Origin of the sequence: Amycolatopsis sp. NPDC051371 (genome assembly GCF_040682155.1) — a bacterium.
GTDB lineage: Bacteria > Actinomycetota > Actinomycetes > Mycobacteriales > Pseudonocardiaceae > Amycolatopsis.
On sequence record NZ_JBFBAG010000018.1, the window covers coordinates 61,675 to 80,041 of the forward strand.

General features: G+C 70.2%; 17 protein-coding genes and 1 riboswitch. Of the genes, 14 read left to right on the forward strand and 3 right to left on the reverse strand.

Annotated features, from left to right (window positions below):
• Positions 1-158 precede the first annotated feature (158 nt).
• Positions 159-1,061 (reverse strand): SMP-30/gluconolactonase/LRE family protein, encoded by a 903-nt coding sequence (locus AB0M59_RS22615; RefSeq protein ID WP_364617900.1) that lies wholly within the window; start codon positions 1,059-1,061, stop codon positions 159-161.
• 61 nt (positions 1,062-1,122) lie between these two features.
• On the opposite strand from AB0M59_RS22615, the gene AB0M59_RS22620 reads away from it, so the two are divergent.
• The 3 genes from AB0M59_RS22620 to AB0M59_RS22630 all read left to right on the forward strand — a co-directional run bounded on the left by AB0M59_RS22620 (position 1,123) and on the right by AB0M59_RS22630 (position 3,240).
• Positions 1,123-1,569, forward strand: coding sequence for an Lrp/AsnC family transcriptional regulator (locus AB0M59_RS22620; RefSeq protein ID WP_364617902.1), 447 nt, complete (start codon positions 1,123-1,125; stop codon positions 1,567-1,569).
• Positions 1,570-1,657: 88 nt separating this feature from the next.
• The gene (locus tag AB0M59_RS22625) at positions 1,658-1,993 is read left to right on the forward strand and encodes a PadR family transcriptional regulator (RefSeq protein ID WP_364617904.1); all 336 of its coding nucleotides are present in this window, start codon (positions 1,658-1,660) and stop codon (positions 1,991-1,993) included.
• Complete coding sequence (locus tag AB0M59_RS22630; RefSeq protein WP_364617905.1) at positions 1,990-3,240, forward strand: hypothetical protein; 1,251 nt, start codon at positions 1,990-1,992, stop codon at positions 3,238-3,240. The genes AB0M59_RS22625 and AB0M59_RS22630 overlap by 4 nt, the downstream gene beginning before the upstream one ends.
• An 89-nt stretch (positions 3,241-3,329) precedes the next feature.
• Here AB0M59_RS22630 and AB0M59_RS22635 read toward each other — a convergent pair whose 3' ends face one another.
• Positions 3,330-3,854: a general stress protein gene (locus AB0M59_RS22635; protein WP_364617907.1), complete on the reverse strand. Its 525-nt coding sequence runs from the start codon at positions 3,852-3,854 to the stop codon at positions 3,330-3,332.
• 395 nt (positions 3,855-4,249) lie between these two features.
• Between AB0M59_RS22635 and AB0M59_RS22640 the strand changes: the two genes are divergently transcribed.
• The 4 genes from AB0M59_RS22640 to AB0M59_RS22655 are packed head-to-tail and all read left to right on the forward strand — an operon-like array spanning position 4,250 to position 8,442.
• Positions 4,250-5,614, forward strand: a complete 1,365-nt coding sequence (locus tag AB0M59_RS22640; RefSeq protein WP_364617909.1) for a glutamine synthetase family protein — start codon at positions 4,250-4,252, stop codon at positions 5,612-5,614.
• Positions 5,595-6,311, forward strand: coding sequence for a gamma-glutamyl-gamma-aminobutyrate hydrolase family protein (locus tag AB0M59_RS22645; protein WP_364617911.1), 717 nt, complete (start codon positions 5,595-5,597; stop codon positions 6,309-6,311). Before AB0M59_RS22640 ends, AB0M59_RS22645 begins: the two co-directional genes overlap by 20 nt.
• A complete protein-coding gene (locus AB0M59_RS22650; RefSeq protein WP_364617913.1) occupies positions 6,308-7,675 on the forward strand; it encodes an aldehyde dehydrogenase family protein in 1,368 nt (455 codons plus the stop codon). The genes AB0M59_RS22645 and AB0M59_RS22650 overlap by 4 nt, the downstream gene beginning before the upstream one ends.
• Positions 7,675-8,442 carry a 3-oxoacyl-ACP reductase gene (locus AB0M59_RS22655; protein ID WP_364617915.1) on the forward strand — a complete coding sequence of 256 codons (768 nt, stop codon included), beginning with the start codon at positions 7,675-7,677 and terminating at the stop codon, positions 8,440-8,442. Before AB0M59_RS22650 ends, AB0M59_RS22655 begins: the two co-directional genes overlap by 1 nt.
• Here the strand turns inward: AB0M59_RS22655 and AB0M59_RS22660 are convergent.
• On the reverse strand, positions 8,439-8,636 hold the full coding sequence (locus tag AB0M59_RS22660; RefSeq protein ID WP_285989107.1) for a hypothetical protein: 198 nt from the start codon (positions 8,634-8,636) through the stop codon (positions 8,439-8,441). The genes AB0M59_RS22655 and AB0M59_RS22660 overlap by 4 nt on opposite strands.
• A gap of 72 nt (positions 8,637-8,708) precedes the next feature.
• On the opposite strand from AB0M59_RS22660, the gene AB0M59_RS22665 reads away from it, so the two are divergent.
• The 7 genes from AB0M59_RS22665 to AB0M59_RS22695 all read left to right on the forward strand — a co-directional run bounded on the left by AB0M59_RS22665 (position 8,709) and on the right by AB0M59_RS22695 (position 18,346).
• On the forward strand, positions 8,709-10,019 hold the full coding sequence (locus AB0M59_RS22665) for a helix-turn-helix transcriptional regulator (protein WP_364617917.1): 1,311 nt from the start codon (positions 8,709-8,711) through the stop codon (positions 10,017-10,019).
• Positions 10,020-10,188: 169 nt separating this feature from the next.
• A riboswitch (glycine riboswitch) is annotated at positions 10,189-10,286 on the forward strand.
• Between the two features lie 36 nt (positions 10,287-10,322).
• Entirely contained in the window at positions 10,323-13,154 is a 2,832-nt protein-coding gene (gene gcvP, locus AB0M59_RS22670; RefSeq protein WP_364618102.1) for an aminomethyl-transferring glycine dehydrogenase, read from the forward strand.
• A 57-nt stretch (positions 13,155-13,211) separates the two neighbouring features.
• Complete coding sequence (gene gcvT / locus AB0M59_RS22675) at positions 13,212-14,303, forward strand: glycine cleavage system aminomethyltransferase GcvT (protein ID WP_364617919.1); 1,092 nt, start codon at positions 13,212-13,214, stop codon at positions 14,301-14,303.
• A gap of 11 nt (positions 14,304-14,314) precedes the next feature.
• A complete protein-coding gene (gene gcvH, locus AB0M59_RS22680) occupies positions 14,315-14,692 on the forward strand; it encodes a glycine cleavage system protein GcvH (RefSeq protein WP_364617921.1) in 378 nt (125 codons plus the stop codon).
• Positions 14,692-15,966: a serine hydroxymethyltransferase gene (gene glyA / locus AB0M59_RS22685; protein ID WP_364617923.1), complete on the forward strand. Its 1,275-nt coding sequence runs from the start codon at positions 14,692-14,694 to the stop codon at positions 15,964-15,966. The genes gcvH and glyA overlap by 1 nt, the downstream gene beginning before the upstream one ends.
• Complete coding sequence (lipA, locus tag AB0M59_RS22690; protein WP_364617925.1) at positions 15,963-16,964, forward strand: lipoyl synthase; 1,002 nt, start codon at positions 15,963-15,965, stop codon at positions 16,962-16,964. The genes glyA and lipA overlap by 4 nt, the downstream gene beginning before the upstream one ends.
• Before the next feature lie 14 nt (positions 16,965-16,978).
• Positions 16,979-18,346 carry an L-serine ammonia-lyase gene (locus AB0M59_RS22695; RefSeq protein ID WP_364617927.1) on the forward strand — a complete coding sequence of 456 codons (1,368 nt, stop codon included), beginning with the start codon at positions 16,979-16,981 and terminating at the stop codon, positions 18,344-18,346.
• Positions 18,347-18,367: the final 21 nt, after the last annotated feature.

The window sequence follows — 18,367 nt, forward strand, 5'->3', positions numbered from 1 at the left end:
GTGGGGGGGGGGGGGGGGGGGCGGGGGGGGGGGGTGGGGGTGGGGGGCCGCGGGGGGGGGGGGGGGGCGCGCCGGGGGGGGGGGGGGGGGGCCCCCCCCCCCCCCCCCACGCCACATTGGGTGCGTGTGACGCACCCGATGCCACATTGGGGCGCTCGTCAGCGGGGGTAGCGAGCGCCGTTGACTGTCACCCGCAGCGAGTACAGCGAGCTCGAAGCGGTGATGAACAGCTCGTTCCCCCGCGCGCCGCCGAACGTGAAGTTCGAGCAGATCTCCGGCACCCGCAGCTTCCCGATCACCGTCCCGTCCGCCGCGAAACAGTGCAACCCGTCGTGCGCCGCCGCCCACACCTGGCCTTCGCTGTCGACCCGGACTCCGTCGAACGCCCCGTTGTCGCACGTCCCGAAAATCGATCCGCCGGTCAGCGCGCCTTCGCGGCCCACTTCGAACACCCGGATGTGGCTGGGTTTCTGCCGGGTGTCCACGATGTACAGCAGCGACTCGTCGGCCGAGAACGCCAGCCCGTTCGGCCGGGAGAAGTCGTCCGCGACGATCCGGACCTCACCCGACGGCGCCACGCGGTACACGTGGCACGCCCCGATCTCGCTCTCCGCCTGGTACCCCTCGTAGTCGCTGTCGATGCCGTAACTCGGGTCGGTGAACCAGATCGACCCGTCCGAGTGCTCGACGACGTCGTTCGGGCTGTTGAACCGCTTGCCCTCGAACTCCGACGCCAGCACGGTGATCGAGCCGTCGTGCTCGGTGCGCGTCACCCGGCGGCGGCCCTGCTCGCAGCTGACCAGCCGCCCGGCCCGGTCGACCGTGTGCCCGTTCGAGTAGGACGCGGGCTGCCGGAACACGCCGACCTGGCCCGTCGTCTCGTCCCAGCGCAGCGTGCGGTCGTTCGGGATGTCGCTGAACACCAGGTAGCGCCCGGCCGGGAAGTACGCCGGCCCCTCGGTCCAGCGGCAGCCGGTGTGCAGGCGCTGCATCCACTCGTCGCCGTTGACGCGCGCGAAGCGCTCATCCAGCACCTCGAAGTCCGTCTTCACCAGATCCATCTGTCACCCCTAATGAGATTCTGCGATAAGCATGGATCGCCGAACCTGATATGGTCAAGACGTGGATGACGTGGATCGCATGCTGCTCGCCGAACTCCAGCAGGACGCGACGCAGGCGTACGCCGCCCTCGGCAAGGCTGTCGGGCTCTCCGCGGGGGCAGCCCACGAGCGGGTCCGCAAGCTGCGCGAGCAGGGCGTGATCCGCCGGACCACCGTGGACGTCGACCCGGCCGCGGTCGGCCGCGGCGTCGCGGCGTTCGTCCTCGTCGAGGCCGGCGCCTGGATGGGGGACGAGCCGGTGCGCGCGGCCCTGGAAGCCATGCCCGAAGTGGTGGAGGCGCACGTCATCGCGGGGCCGGCGTCGCTGCTGGTCAAGGTGCGCACGTCGACGACCGAGGAGCTCCAGGCGTCGCTGCGCCGGCTGTTCGCGATCGACGGTGTCACCGGCACGCAGACGATCGTGATCCTCGAATCCTTCTTCGAACGCCCCGTGGACACGGGGGCCTGAACGGACCCGACACGCCCATCTGGCCCTCCGCCGTGCGCACTACTGTGCAATGCGTGGTACCTTTCCAAGCGTAAGACTGGAGGGTGCAGTGGAGATCAGTCAGCTGCTCAAAGGGGTGCTCGATCTCGCCGTGCTCGCGGTGCTCCGCGAGGAAGACGGCTACGGGTACGACGTCCTGCGAAGACTCAGGAGCGCCGGCCTCGAAGAGGTGGGGGACGCGTCGGTGTACGGGACGTTGCGCAGGCTCTACAAGGCCGGCCTGCTCACGTCGTACGTGGTGCCCAGCGAAGAGGGCCCGCACCGGAAGTACTACAGCCTGAACGAGCCGGGCCGGCTCCGCCTGACGGAGTCGGGCAAGACCTGGCAGAGCTTCGCATCGACGATGAACGTACTCCTGGGAGACGCAGTGGGAGAGGCAGCATGAGCGACAAGCCGACCGCCGTGCGGGTTTATCTGGCGCGGGTCCGCACCGCGCTCGCCGACCTGCCCGCGAGCGAGATCGAAGAGATCCTCGAAGACGTCCGGCCGCACCTCGCGGAGCTGGAGGCCGAGCTGGGGGAGGGGGCCCGCGTCGAGGCTCTGATCGAACGGCTCGGCACGCCCGAAAGCTACGCCGCCGAGCTGCGCGCGTCCGGTGGCTACCCGCCGGCGGCCGAAGGCGCGACGCAGGTGCTCGCCACGACCAAGAACCCGAGCCTCGCGAAGCCGCGGATCGCGTTCTGGGGCCTGATGCTCTGCGCGGTGGCGCTCGCGCTGTTCGCGTTCGCCGCCGCGGTGAGCGTCCAACCGGACGCGCTCCTGGGCGCGGCGCTCTTCCTGCCGGTGTTCCTCATCAGCCTGTTCCTGCTGCTGAAGGGCGGGGTCGAGCCGGTGCTGGCGCTGCCGGAGGTGGCGTGGCTGCGGCAGGCGCTGAACAAGGGGCGCCAGCAGGAGGACTCCGGGAAGGCGCTGAGCTACCTCGCTTCGCTCAAGCCGGCGTGGTGGATCGTGTGCGCCATCGTGCTGCTGGCCTTCGGGCTGCTGCTCATGCTGCGCTCGCGCAGCGCCGTGCTGCTGCTGCCGTTCCTGCTCGTCGCGGGCGGCGCGGCCGTCTGGGCGGGTCCGCGGCTGCGGCGCGACCGGCGGCTGCTGTGGGTGGCCGTGCCGATCTCGGCGTTCGTCATCGGCGGCATCCTGGGTGGCTTCGGTGCCGCGGTCGACCTGATCTCGAACCGGAACTCCTACTCGAGCTCGCCGTCGTACTACCCGTCGTCGTCCGACCGGTACGGCAACGAGCAGCTGAGCTACGGCAACCACGAGATCGAGAACGTCTACGCCTTCGACGCCGAGGGCAAGCCGCTGACGGAGGTCTACCTCTACGACGAAGAGGGCCGGCCGATCACGCTGACCCGCTACGGCTGCGAGCGGTCGAGCGGGAGCAAGGAGAAGATCGGCGAGGACAACCGGTTCCCGCGGCCGAAGATCGAGCAGGGCGTCACCGACGACCAGGGCAACTACAACGGCTACAACGGGTACCGCTCGGCTTGCCGCGAGGACGCGGGGGTGCCGTTCAGCGCGGCGATCCCGAAGGTGACGGTGCCGCCGACGACCTCGGCAACGCCGTCGCCGACGACGACCCCGGCGCCCACGACGAGCACCACGCCGCCGCCGGCGACGACGCCGACCAGGTAGAAGCCATCAGGAGCGGAGGTCGGGGCCGCTCCTGACGCGACGAAGGCCGCCTCCGGAGAACCGGGGGCGGCCTTCGATCTTTTGGTGCGTCAGTGACCGAACGCGCTGCGAGCCGCGAGGTCCGCCAGGAGTGCGCGGCCCTTCTCGGCGTTGCGGGGCTGGGACAGGACGTCGTAGCGGCGCGCCACCAGCTGGCTCTGGGAGACGAACCCGCGCTTGTTGCGGTTGGCCGCGTACCCGAGTGCGCCGAACAGCAGGTTGAACCCGAGACCGGCGACCAGGCCGATCACGATCGGGACCAGGCCCGCGCCGGGGTTCAGCAGGCTGAGCACCAACCCGAGGAACAGACCGAACATCGCGCCGGACGTCGCCGCGCTGCCGAGGACCTTCCCCCACGACATCTTGCCGGCGATGCGCTCGACGAGCATCGGCTCCACGCCCACGATCGTGACGTCGGTGACCGGGAACTCCGCGCCCGCGAGGTGGTCGACCGCGCGCTGCGCCTGCTCGTAGGACTCGTAGGAACCGATCGGCCAGCCGGTGGGCAGGGTGGGCAGCTGGGGCCGCGCCTGCTGCTGTCCGATCGTGCTCTGCTGCGTGAATGCTGTGGTCATCGATCTCACCTCTCCTGCCCCGTTCAACGTGGGAGTACCCCGGATTCCTCCCGCTCGCGCGGAATTCACAGACTCTTCTCAGCCGGGCAAACCGCGCAATCCGCCGCGCCGGACCCGGCCGGGTGGGACAGGCCCGCCGATCATGGCGGCCGGGCGGGCCCGGAGGCTACCGCGGACGTGCGCAACCGGGTCGCTGACCTGACATGAACGACTCTTTCATGTCACCTGGCGAGGTGAACGACCCTTTCATCACGTCCTCGCCGCAGCCCCGGCCTCCCCGCCGCGAGCCACCACTTCAATGGCTCAAGAAAATACCTTTGTTCCGGTTGACCCGCCGGGCGTCACCGGGTAGGAAGAAGCCGCAAAGGATTCGCATCAAACCTTTGGGGCGGCTGATGGCACGCAGACGAGGCATGCTCACGCTCGACGAGCTCCGGGCGCGCGTGGACGCGGGCACGATCGACACCGTGCTCGTCGCGATCACGGACATGCAGGGCAGGCTCCAGGGCAAGCGCTGCTCGGCGGAGTACTTCCTGGATGAGGTCGTCGGCCACGCCACCGAGGCCTGCAACTACCTCTTGGCCGTGGACGTCGACATGAACACCGTCGACGGCTACGCGCTCTCGTCGTGGGAGAGCGGCTACGGCGACTTCGTGCTGCGTCCCGACTTCGAGACGCTGCGGGAAGTCCCCTGGCAGGAGGGCACCGCGCTGGTGCTGGCCGACGTCGAGCGGGTGCAGGGCGGCGGCGTCGCCGTGTCGCCGCGTCAGATCCTGCGCCGGCAGCTCGACCGGCTCGCCGAGCGCGGGCTCGCCGCCTACGTCGGGACCGAGCTGGAGTTCATCGTCTTCGACGACACCTACGAAGCCGCGTGGGACAAGCGCTACCAGGGCCTCAAGCCCGCCAACCAGTACAACGTCGACTACTCGATGCTCGGCACCGCGCGCCTGGAGCCGCTGCTGCGCCGCATCCGCAACGAGATGTCCGGCGCCGGGCTCTATCCCGAGTCCGCCAAGGGCGAGTGCAACCCCGGCCAGCAGGAGATCGCCTTCCGCTTCACGGACGCGCTGAGCACCTGCGACAACCACAGCGTCTACAAGAACGGCGCCAAGGAGATCGCCGCGCAGGAGGGCAAGAGCCTCACGTTCATGGCGAAGTACAACGAGCGCGAGGGCAACTCCTGCCACATCCACATCAGCCTGCGCTCCACCGAGGGCCGCGCCGTCATGGCGGGCGACCACGACCACGGCTTCTCGACGCTGATGGAGCAGTTCCTCGCCGGCCAGCTCGCCGGGCTGCACGAGCTGACGTACTTCTTCGCGCCGAACATCAACTCCTACAAGCGGTTCGTGCCCGGCAGCTTCGCGCCGACGGCGATCGCGTGGGGGACCGACAACCGCACCTGCGCGCTGCGCGTCGTCGGCCACGGCGACTCGCTGCGCGTCGAGAACCGCGTGCCGGGCGGGGACGTCAACCCGTACCTCGCCGTCGCCGCGCTGATCGCCGCGGGCCTGCACGGCATCGAGAACGAACTGGAGCTGGAAGAGCCCTTCGTCGGCAACGCCTACCAGTCCGACCGGGGAACGGTCCCGACCACGCTGCCGGAAGCCGCCGCGGCCCTCGCGGGCAGTGAGCTGGCGCGTGAGGCGTTCGGCGAAGAGGTGGTCGAGCACTACCTGAACGCGGCGAAGATCGAGGTCGACGCCTACAACGCCGCCGTCACCGACTGGGAGCGGGTCCGTGGCTTCGAACGCCTCTGACGACCGCCCGGTCATCGGCCTCACCAGCTACCTCGAACCCGCGAAGTTCCTGGTCTGGGAGACCGAAGCCGTGCTGCTGCACCGGTTCTACGTCGACTGCGTCGTCGCGGCGGGCGGCATCCCGGTGCTGCTGCCCCCGGTGTCGGACGCCTACGACAAGCTCGTGTCTACTGTGGACGGACTCGTGCTGACCGGCGGCGCCGACGTCGAACCCGGGCGCTACGGCCAGGAGCCGCACCCCGCGACCTACACCCGGCCGAACCGGGACGTCTTCGAGTTCGGCCTGTTCGAGGCCGCCCGCAAGGCGGGTAAGCCGGTGCTCGGCGTGTGCCGCGGCCTGCAGGTCATGAGCGTCGCTCTCGGCGGCACGCTCGCCCAGCACCTACCCGAAAGCGCGCGCACCACCGAACACCAGCCCGCGCCGGCGACCTTCGGCCGAGGCACCGTCACGCTGGCCGAAGGCAGCCGGGCGGCGGCGATCCTGGGCTCCGAGACCAAGACCCTGTGCTACCACCACCAGGCGATCGACCGCCTCGGCGCAGGCTTGCAGGCGGTCGGCTGGGCCGCCGACGGCACGATCGAGGCCGCCGAAGTACCGGGCGAGTTCACCTTGGGCGTCCAGTGGCACCCCGAGCAGGACAGCGACGACGTGCGGCTCTTCGCGGCCCTCGTCGACGCGAGCAAGGAGAGGGCATGACCAGCACTTTCGACGTCCTGAACCCCGCCACCGAGGAGGTGGTGCGAACGGTCCCGCTGACCAGCGCCGAAGAGGCGGACGCGGCGATCGCCCGCGCTCAGGCGGCGTTCCCGGCGTGGCGCGACGTCACCCCCGGCGACCGCGCGCGGCTGCTGCGCCGCTTCGCCGACGCCGTCGAGGCCGACATCGAGAACCTCGCCCGGCTCGAGGTCGAGAACTCCGGGCACACCATCGGCAACGCCCGCTGGGAGGCGGGCAATGTCCGTGACGTCCTCAACTACTACTCCGCCGCGCCGGAACGCCTGATCGGCCAGCAGATCCCGGTCCCGGGCGGGGTCAACGTCACGTTCCAGGAGCCCTTGGGCGTGGTCGGCGTGATCGTGCCGTGGAACTTCCCGATGCCGATCGCGGGCTGGGGCTTCGTGCCCGCGCTCGCCGCCGGCAACACCGTCGTCCTCAAGCCCGCCGAGCTGACGCCGCTGACCGCGGTCCGGCTGGGCGAGCTGGCGCGCGAGGCCGGCATTCCCGAGGACGTCTTCCAGGTGCTGCCCGGCAAGGGATCCGTGGTCGGGCAACGGTTCGTGGACCACCCCGGCGTGCGCAAGGTCGTCTTCACCGGCTCGACCGAGGTCGGCAAGCAGATCATGGCCGGCTGCGCGGCGCAGGTGAAGCGCGTGACGCTGGAGCTGGGCGGCAAGAACGCGAACATCGTCTTCGCCGACTCCGACCTGGAGAAAGCCGCCGCGACCGCGCCCTACGGCGTCTTCGACAACGCGGGCCAGGACTGCTGCGCGCGGTCGCTGATCCTGGTGCAGGCGAGCGCGTACGACCGCTTCATGGAGCTGCTCGAACCCGCGGTGCACGGGGTCGTCGTCGGTGACCCCGGCGACGAGAAGACCGAGATGGGCCCGCTGATCTCGGCCGCCCACCGGGAGAAAGTGGCTTCCTACGTCCCGGACGACGCGCCCGTCGCGTTCCGCGGCAGCGCGCCGGAAGGCCGGGGCTTCTGGTTCCCGCCGACCGTCCTCACCCCGCCCGACCTGCGGCACCCGGCCGTGGCGGACGAGGTCTTCGGCCCGGTCGTCGCCGTCGTGCCGTTCGCCGAGGAGCCCGATGCGATCCGCATGGCCAACGCGACCGAGTACGGCCTGTCCGGGTCGATCTGGACCCGCGACGCCGGCCGCGCGTTCCGGGTGGCACGCGGTGTCGAAGCCGGCAACCTGTCGGTGAACTCGCACTCTTCGGTGCGCTACTGGACGCCGTTCGGCGGCTTCAAGCAGTCCGGCCTCGGCCGCGAGCTGGGGCCCGACGCCACGGCGGCGTTCACCGAAACCAAGAACGTCTTTCTCAGCACGGAGGAGTAATGGTCCAGCGTTTCGAAGGCCGCGTCGCGGTGATCACCGGCGGCGCGAGCGGCATCGGGCTCGCCTCGGCCCGCCGTCTGGCGAGCGAAGGCGCGAAGGTCGTCATCGGGGACCTGACGCCGGCCGAGGGCAAGGCGGCCGCGGACGAGGTCGGCGGCGCGTTCATCCAGACCGACGTCACCGACGCCGAGCAGGTCGAGAACCTGTTCCACAGCACGGTCGAGCAGTTCGGCTCGGTCGACGTGGCGTTCAACAACGCCGGGATCTCCCCGCCGGAGGACGACTCCATCCTGACCACCGGCATCGAGGCGTGGGAGCGGGTCCAGCGCGTCAACCTGACGTCGGTCTTCCACTGCTGCAAGGCCGTCCTGCCGCACATGCAGCGGCAGGGCCGCGGTTCGATCATCAACACGGCTTCGTTCGTCGCGGTGATGGGCGCGGCGACGTCGCAGATCTCCTACACCGCGTCCAAGGGCGGGGTGCTCGCGATGAGCCGTGAGCTGGGCATCCAGTTCGCGCGGGAGAACATCCGGGTCAACGCGCTGTGCCCGGGACCGGTCAACACCCCGCTGCTCAAGGAGCTGTTCGCGAAGGACCCGGAACGCGCGGCGCGGCGGCTGGTGCACGTGCCGGTCGGCCGGTTCGCCGAGCCGTCGGAGATCGCGGCCGCGGTCGCGTTCCTGGCCAGCGACGACGCCAGCTTCATCACGGCGTCGCAGTTCCTGGTCGACGGCGGCATCTCCGGCGCGTACGTCACCCCGCTCTAACGCTTGGTCGGTTTCTTGACGCCGTAGACCTCCCGCAGGTAGCTCCAGGCGGCGTTGAGCTTCTTGCGCTCTTCGGAGACCAGCTTTTCGCGTCGGCGGAGCACCCGGACGGCGATCTCGGAGGCGAGGAACGCGCCGGCGGCGAAGGTCAGCACGCCGACGATCAGGGTCAGGGCGATGATGGTGGTGGTCATGGTGACCAGCGTCGATGCCGGGTGGGCGATTCGTCCCTGCGCAAAGCTAGCGGGTTTCGTTAGCTTTGTGAGGTGACGCACTGGCGCGCCGACGAGTGGGCGGAAGCGGTCCGGACCGGCATCCGGGCCAGGGGGCTCTCCCTGGACGAGGCCGCGCGCCGCATCGGCGTCCCGACGTCGACGCTGCGCAGCTGGATCGAGCACCGGCACGCGCCGAAGGTGACCGTCTTCGACCACTGGGCGCAGCTCGCCGAGGTCACCGGGCTCGGGGAGGCCGAGCTGCTGCGCGTCGCCGGCGTGCTGCCCGACAGCCTCGCGAGCCCGGTGCACGTCGCCCAAGCCGCGAAGGCGCTGCGCGAGGGCATCGACCAGGCCGGGCAGTTCCTGCGGCAGGCCACGGCGCTCGTCTACTCCTCGCCCGGCACGCAGGTGGCCAACCTCATCGCCGCGTCGCCGGTCGACTGGGAGATGCGGATCCGCTCCGCGACCCGCGGCGACGAGGTCCGCGTCACCTACCACCACTACGTCGGCATCGTGGCGCCGCGGGACTTCCCCCACGACGACGCCGAGGTGCGCCGGATCCTCGAGCACGACGTCCTCGGCGAGCTGTGGCGGCCGCTCGGCCTGTACTGGCGGGTCGCCGAGGTGCACGACTGGCACGAGCCGCCGCGGCTGGTGATCCAGGTGCCCGAGCAGGAGGCGACACGCCCGCCCGCGTCGTCGCCGGTCGTCGCCGCGCCGCCGGTCGTGGTGCTGTCGCCGATCTGGGGGTACGGCGAGCTGCTGGCGTCGCTGGTCGCCGACGGCCTCGGGTTCGGCAACGTCGACTTCCGCTACTTCGGCCTCCCGGACGCGATGGCCGACCGCGTCCGGATCACCGCCCGCGAGCTGGCCGAGCCCGCGCCGCGGCTGGTGCACTCGGTTCCGCCGATCATGCTGCTGCACGGACTGGCCGTGCCCGACCTGACCGGCCGCCTCCCGCTCGTGGTCCGCTACGGCCCCCGCATGCGCGAGCGGGCAGCGCGCATTTACCGCGAGCCGCTGCTCGAAGCGGGGTTCTCGGACCCGCTGGCCGGGGCGCGCGCGATCGAGGAGGCGGTCGCGGCCGGGATCCCGCCGGGCTGCGCGTACTACGAGGTGACGCTCGACGACGCGGACGTCTTCGACGGCGACAGTCCCTCGCTGGACCGGCTCAACGACTCGGTGGCGTGGTTCGCCGAGCAGATCGTGGAGCAGGTGCTGCTGGGGGCCGGCCACCCGCCGGTGCCGCTGGGCGGGCCGCTGAAACGGCTGGTCCTGCCGTCCGGCCGGGTCCGGCGGCCGCCGTCGCTGGCCGGGCGGGTGGTGCGGCGGGTCGCGGATCGAAGCGGACTCGAAGGCTGATGTGGCGTTGGCCCGATGAAGTAGACGGACCTCGAAGGCGGCAGGTACGGTAGCCGCCACAACTGCAGATCGGGCCGTCGAGCCGAGGCGGGAGAGCCCTCACGAAGTCAGTGGGGCACCGAAGGAGCAAACTCCCCAGAATCTCTCAGGTACCTGTTACCGCTTCGCGCGAGGCCACTCTGGAAAGCAGGCGCACCCGCGCCTCACCCAAGGTGAAAGCCGTGTCCACACGGTGAAACTCTCAGGTGCCATGACAGAGGGGGAGTTCCCAGCGCACCCGTGTGCCCGGCCCGAGGAGCTCCCATCACTTCCACGCAGTTCGACGCCCGCCACATCGGCCCGTCCGAGGCCGAACGCGCGAAGATGCTGGCCGAGTGCGGCTACGGCAGCCTGGACGCCCTCGTCGGCGCGGCCGTGCCGAGTGCCATCCGTGCCACCGCTGACCTGCGGCTTCCGCCCGCCGCGTCCGAAGAGGACGCCACCGCGGAGCTGCGCGCGCTCGCCGCGCGCAACCGCCCGATGACGCAGATGATCGGCCTCGGCTACTCCGACACCGTCACCCCCGGCGTGATCCGCCGCAACGTCCTCGAGAACCCGGCCTGGTACACCGCGTACACGCCCTACCAGCCGGAGATCTCGCAGGGCCGGCTCGAAGCGCTCCTCAACTTCCAGACGATGGTCGCCGACCTGACCGGGCTGGCCACCGCGAACGCGTCCCTGCTGGACGAGTCGACCGCCGTCGCCGAGGCCGTCACGCTGATGCGCCGCGCGTCGAAGTCGAAGTCGAACAAGGTCGTCCTGGACGCCGAGTGCCTGCCGCAGACCATCGCCGTCGTGCGCACCCGCGTCGAGGCCCTGGGCATCGAGGTCGAGGTCCGTGACCTGCTCACCGGCCTGCCGGACGACTTCTTCGGCGTTGTCGTCCAGTACCCGGGCGCGTCCGGCGTGCTGCGCGGCCGCGGCTTCTACCACGCGATTTCCGAGTCGGCGAAGGCCGCGGGCGCGCTGTTCACCGTCGCCGCCGACCTCCTCTCGCTGACGCTGATCACTTCGCCGGGCGAGTTCGGCGCCGACGTCGCCGCCGGGTCGACGCAGCGCTTCGGCGTCCCGGTCGGCTACGGCGGCCCGCACGCCGGGTTCATGTCGGTTCGCGCCGGGCTCGAGCGCTCGCTGCCCGGGCGCCTGGTCGGCGTCTCGGTCGACGCCGACGGCAACTCCGCCTATCGGCTGGCGCTGCAGACCCGTGAGCAGCACATCCGCCGCGAGAAGGCGACGTCGAACATCTGCACCGCGCAGGTCCTGCCCGCCGTGCTGGCCGCGATGTACGCGGTCTACCACGGTCCGGACGGCCTCAAGCGGATCGCCCAGCGCGTCCACGGCCTCGCCGCCGGCTTCGCCGGGGCCCTGCGCAAGACCGGCGTCGAGGTGGTGCACGAATCCTTCTTCGACACCGTCGTCGCGCACGTTCCCGGCCAGGCCGCCGAGGTCCACGCGGCCGCCCGCGAGGCCGGGATCAACCTCGGTCACGTCGACGCCGACCACGTGCGCGTCGCCTTCGACGAGGTCAGCACCCCGGCGATCGCCGCGAAGGTCCTTCGCGCGTTCGGCGTCGAGGACGAGGTCAACGACGGCGTCGCGCTGCCGAACGGCCTGGCCCGCGAGAGCGGCTTCATGGGCCACGAAGTCTTCGGCACCCACCGCTCCGAGACGGCGATGCTGCGCTACCTGCGCCGGCTGTCCGACCAGGACTACGCGCTCGACCGCGGCATGATCCCGCTCGGCTCCTGCACGATGAAGCTGAACGCCACCACCGAGATGGAGCCGATCAGCTGGCGCGAGTTCGCCGGCATCCACCCGTTCGCGCCGGCCGAAGACGCCGGGGGCTACCACACGCTCGTGGAGCAGCTGGCCGACTGGCTGGCCGAGGTCACCGGCTACGACAAGGTGTCGCTGCAGCCGAACGCGGGCAGCCAGGGCGAGCTGGCCGGCCTCCTCGCGATCCGCGCGTACCACCGCGCGAACGGTGACGAGGGGCGTGACGTCTGCCTGATCCCGTCGTCGGCGCACGGCACGAACGCCGCGTCCGCGGTGCTCGCCGGGATGCGCGTGGTCGTCGTCAAGTGCACCGACGAGGGCAACGTCGACCTGGCCGACCTGCGGTCCAAGGTGGATACCCACCGCGACACGCTCGCCGCCATCATGGTCACCTACCCGTCCACGCACGGCGTGTACGAGCACTCGATCGACGAGCTGGGCAAGATCGTCCACGACGGCGGCGGCCAGGTGTACGTCGACGGCGCGAACCTCAACGCCCTGCTCGGCCTGGCCAAGCCGGGTGAGTTCGGCGGCGACGTCTCGCACCTGAACCTGCACAAGACCTTCTGCATCCCGCACGGCGGTGGCGGCCCGGGCGTCGGCCCGGTCGCGGTGCGCGCGCACCTCGCGCCGTACCTGCCGAACCACCCGCTGCTGGACGCCGCCGGCCCGGCGACCGGCGTCGGCCCGATCAGCGGCGCGCCCTACGGCTCGGCGTCGATCCTGCCGATCTCCTGGGCCTACGTCCGGATGATGGGCGCGCCCGGCCTGACCGCGGCCACGAAGGTCGCCGTGCTGGCCGCGAACTACGTCGCCTCGCGGCTGGCCCCGCACTACCCGGTGCTCTACACCGGGCAGGACGGCCTGGTCGCGCACGAGTGCATCCTCGACCTGCGGCAGATCACCAAGGAGACCGGTGTGACGGTCGACGACGTCGCGAAGCGGCTCATCGACTACGGCTTCCACGCGCCGACGATGTCGTTCCCGGTCGCGGGGACGCTGATGGTCGAGCCGACCGAGTCCGAGGACCTGGGCGAGATCGACCGGTTCATCGCCGCGATGATCGCGATCCGGGCCGAGATCGACGAGGTGGCTTCCGGTCGCTGGAGCGCGGAGGAGTCGCCGCTGCGCGGGGCGCCGCACACCGCCGAGACGCTGGTCGGGGAGTGGGACAAGCCCTACGACCGCGAGCTGGCCGTCTACCCGGCCGGGGTATCGCGCAAGAACAAGTACTGGCCGCCGGTGCGGCGCATCGACGGCGCCCGCGGTGACCGCAACCTCGTCTGCTCCTGCCCGCCCCTCAGCGAGTACGGGTCGTGAGTGTGAAACAGGGTTAGAACACTGTTTCTCACTCACGACCACCTACGGAAGGCGAACATGTCTCGCGAAACCTCCCTGCACGGAGTCCACAAGGGACTCGGTGCGCTGTTCACCGACTTCGCCGGCTGGTCCATGCCGGTCCGCTACAACAGCGAACTGGCCGAGCACAAGGCCGTCCGCGAGGCGGCCGGGCTGTTCGACCTCTCGCACATGGCCGAGATCCACGTCACCGGCAAGCAGGCGGCCGACGTCCTGGACTTCGCCCTGGTCGGCAACCTCACCGGGGTCAAGCCGGGCCGCGCTCGGTACACGATGATCTGCGACGCCTCCGGCGGTGTGCTCGACGACCTGGTGGTCTACCGGCTGGCCGACGAGCACTATCTGGTCGTCGCGAACGCGGGCAACGCGAAGGTCGTCGCCGACGCCCTGGAAGAGCGGGTCGCGGGCTTCGATGCCGTCGTAGACGACCGCAGCGAGACCACCGCGCTGATCGCCGTCCAGGGCCCGAACGCCGTCGCGATCCTCGGCGCCGTCACCGACGCCGACCTGGGCGCGCTCAAGTACTACGCCAGCGTCCCGGCGGTCGTGAAGGGCCACGACGTCCTCCTCGCCCGCACCGGCTACACCGGGGAAGACGGCTTCGAGCTGTTCGTGAACGCCGACGAGGCGCCCGCGCTGTGGCGTCTGCTGATGGAGGCCGGCGAGCCGCACGGCCTGGTCCCGGCCGGCCTGGCCTGCCGCGACACGCTGCGCCTGGAAGCCGGGATGCCGTTGTACGGCAACGAGTTGACTCTCGAGCAGAGCCCCTTCGAGGCCGGGCTCGGGCGTGTCGTCAAGTTCGAGAAGCCGGGTGACTTCGTCGGCCGCGCGGCCCTCGAAGAGCGGTCCAAGCAGGACGTCCCGCGGGTGCGAGTGGGACTGAAAGGCGCCGGTCGCCGCGCTCCGCGGCACGGCTACCCGGTGCTGGCCGACGGCACCGAGATCGGCGAGGTCACCAGCGGCGCGCTGTCGCCGACGCTGGGTTACCCGATCGCCATGGCGTACGTCGATCGGGCGTACGCCGAGCCCGGCACCGAGCTGTCCGTCGACATCCGGGGCAGGATCGAGCCCGTCGAGGTCGTCGCCCTTCCCTTCTACTCCCGCGCGTAAGGACTTTCACCGTGAGCATCCCCGAGAACCTGAAGTACACGAAGGAACACGAGTGGCTGAACGTCGAGGACGGCGTCGCCACCGTCGGCATCACCGCCTTCGCCGCCGAATCGCTCGGTGACATCGTGTTCGTCCAGCTGCCCGAGGCCGGTTCGGCGATCACCGCGGGCGAGGTGTTCGGCGAGGTCGAGTCGACCAAGTCGGTCAGCGAGCTGTACGCGCCGGTCTCCGGCGAGGTCGTCGAGGTGAACGGCACCACAGCCGACACCCCCGAGGTCATCAACTCCGACCCGTACACGGAAGGCTGGCTGCTCAAGGTGCGGCTCACGGGCGACGTCCCGGAGCTGCTCGACGCCGCCGCGTACGCCCAGCTCACCCAGGAGAACTGATGACGACTTTCGACGCTCACCTCGCCGACGTCGACCCCGAGGTCGCGGCGGCCGTCGCCGACGAGCTGACCCGCCAGCAGTCCACCCTGGAGATGATCGCCTCCGAGAACTTCGCCCCGGTGGGCGTGCTCGAGGCGCAGGGCTCGGTGCTGACCAACAAGTACGCCGAGGGCTACCCGGGCCGCCGCTACTACGGCGGCTGCGAGCACGTCGACGTCGTCGAGCAGCTCGCCATCGACCGCGCGAAGGCCCTGTTCGGCGCCGAGCACGCGAACGTCCAGCCGCACTCGGGCGCGCAGGCCAACGCGGCCGCGATGTTCGCCGTGCTCAAGCCGGGCGACACGATCCTCGGGCTCGACCTGGCGCACGGCGGCCACCTGACGCACGGGATGAAAATCAACTTCTCGGGCAAGCTCTACAACGTCGTCGCCTACCACGTCGACAAAGAGACCGGCATCGTCGACCTCGCCGAGATCGAGCGCCTCGCCGTCGAGCACAAGCCGAAGCTGATCATCGCCGGCTGGTCCGCCTACCCGCGTCAGCTCGACTTCGCCGAGTTCCGCCGCATCGCGGACCTTGTCGACGCTCGCCTCATGGTCGACATGGCGCACTTCGCGGGGCTGGTCGCGACCGGGCTGCACCCGTCGCCGGTGCCGCACGCCGACATCGTCACCACGACCACGCACAAAACCCTCGGCGGCCCGCGCGGCGGCCTGATCCTGTGCCGCCAGGAGCTGGCGAAGAAGATCAACTCGGCGGTGTTCCCGGGTCAGCAGGGCGGGCCGCTGGAGCACGTCATCGCGGCCAAGGCCGTCGCGCTGAAGATCGCCGCGAGCGAGGAGTTTCGCGAGCGTCAGGAGCGCACCCTCGAGGGCTCGCGCATCCTGGCCGCGCGGCTCTCGCAGGAGGACTGCGCTGACGCCGGTGTGCGCGTGCTGACCGGCGGCACCGACGTCCACCTGGTGCTGGTCGACCTCGTCCAGTCCAGTCTGGACGGTCAGCAGGCCGAGGACCGGCTACACGAGGTCGGCATCACGGTCAACCGCAACGCCGTCCCGTTCGACCCGCGCCCGCCGATGATCACGTCGGGCCTGCGCATCGGCACCCCGGCGCTGGCCACCCGCGGTTTCCAGGCGGACGACTTCGCCGAGGTCGCCGACGTCATCGCGGAAGCCTTGAAGCCCGACTTCGACGACGCCCTGCGTTCGAAGCTGCGCGACCGCGTCGAGGCGCTGGCCGCGAAGCACCCGTTGTACGCGGACCTCTCCCGATGAGCGCGCTGCCCGAGGGCCGGAAGCTGCTGCGGCTGGAAGTCCGCAACAGTGAGACGCCGATCGAGAAGAAGCCGCCGTGGATCAAGACGCGGGTGCGGATGGGGCCGGAGTTCACCGAACTCAAGGGTCTCGTGCGTCGCGAAGGTCTGCACACCGTCTGCGAAGAAGCAGGATGTCCCAACATCTACGAATGCTGGGAAGACCGTGAGGCCACGTTCCTCATTGGTGGTGATCAGTGCACGCGTCGGTGTGACTTCTGTCAGATCGACACGGGTAAGCCGGCTGCCCTCGACCGCACCGAGCCGCGGAAGGTCGCGGAGTCGGTCCAGGCGATGGGTCTGCGGTACTCGACGGTCACCGGCGTGGCTCGGGATGACCTTGAAGATGGCGGTGCCTGGCTCTACGCCGAGACCGTTCGGCAGATCCACGCTCTGAACCCGGGTACGGGTGTGGAGTTGCTGATTCCGGACTTCAACGCCGACCCCGCGCAGTTGGCTGAGGTGTTCGGGTCGCGGCCGGAGGTGTTGGCGCACAACGTGGAGACGGTGCCGCGGATTTTCAAGCGGATCCGTCCCGGTTTCCGGTATGCGCGTTCGCTGGAAGTCATTACCGCCGCGCGTGAAGCGGGTTTGGTGACGAAGTCGAACCTGATCCTGGGCATGGGTGAGACTCCCGACGAGGTGGCTCCGGCGATGCAGGACTTGGTCGATGCGGGGTGTGAGATTTTGACGATCACGCAGTATCTGCGTCCGTCGTCGCGGCATCATCCGGTGGATCGGTGGGTGAAGCCGGAGGAGTTCGTCGAGCATTCTCAGGCTGCGGAGGCGATGGGCTTCGCCGGTGTGATGGCGGGGCCGCTGGTGCGGTCGTCGTATCGCGCGGGACGGCTCTACGCGCAGACCAAGGGTTACCGTGGAGAAGAGCTGCCGGAGAACCTGCAGCACCTCGCCGACCAGGGCCCGGCCGCGCAAGAAGCCAGCTCCCTGCTGGCGCGATAGGAAGGGGCGGATCAATGGCGATCAGCGTCTTCGACCTGTTTTCCATCGGCATCGGCCCGTCGAGCTCGCACACCGTCGGGCCGATGCGGGCGGCACGGACCTTTGTGGACGGTCTCGGCGACGACCTCGCCGCGACCGCCCGGGTCCAGGCCGAACTGTTCGGCTCGCTCGGCGCGACCGGGTTCGGCCACGGCAGTGACAAAGCCGTCCTGCTCGGGCTTTCGGGTGAGCGTCCCGAAGAGATCGACACGGACACCGTGCCGGTGCGCGTCGCGGAGATCCGGGAGTCCGGCCGGCTGCTTTTGGCCGGGACGCACGAGATCGCGTTCGACGAGGACAACGACCTGACGATGCACCGGCGCAAGTCCTTGCCGGCGCACCCGAACGGCATGGTCTTCCGCGCGTTCGACGCTTCCGGTTCTTTGCTCCGCGAGCGGACGTACTACTCGGTCGGCGGCGGCTTCGTCCGCGACGAGTCGTACGAGACCGACGCGGTGTTCGTCGAGGACTCGACTCCGGTGCCGTACCCGTTCCGCACGGGCGCGGACCTGCTCGGGCACTGCGCGTCGACCGGGCTTCCGATCAGCGAGATCATGCTGGCCAACGAGCTGTCCTGGCGTTCACGCGACGAGGTGCGGGACGGGCTGCTGGCGATCTGGGCGGTCATGGCGGAGTGCGTCCGCAACGGCTGCACGCACGAAGGCGTCCTGCCGGGTGGTTTGAAGGTGCCGCGGCGGGCTCGCGCGCTGCACGAGAAGCTGCTCGCCGAGGACGGTTCGGACGACCCGCTGTACGCGATGGACTGGGTCAGTCTGTACGCGCTGGCGGTGAACGAGGAGAACGCGGCGGGCGGCCGCGTGGTCACGGCGCCGACCAACGGCGCGGCCGGCATCATCCCGGCGGTGCTGCACTACTACCAGCGGTTCATCCGGCACTCGACCGACGACGGCATCGTGAAGTTCATGCTGACGGCGGGCGCGATCGGCTCGATCCTCAAGCAGACGGGCTCGATCTCGGGTGCGGAGGTCGGCTGCCAGGGCGAGGTCGGCTCGGCGTCGGCGATGGCGGCGGCGGGGCTGACGGAGGTCCTCGGCGGGTCGCCGGCCCAGGTGGAGAACGCGGCGGAGATCGGGGTGGAGCACCACCTCGGCCTGACGTGCGACCCGGTGGGCGGGCTGGTCCAGATCCCGTGCATCGAGCGCAACGCGGTGGGAGCGTCGAAGGCGATCCACGCGGCCCGCATGGCCATGCGCGGCGACGGCAGCCACGTGGTGACGCTGGACAAGGCGATCAAGACGATGCGCGAGACGGGCGCGGACATGAGCGTGAAGTACAAGGAGACGGCCCGTGGTGGGCTGGCGGTGAACGTCATCGAGTGCTGACGGCCGGCGCAGCTTTCCCGT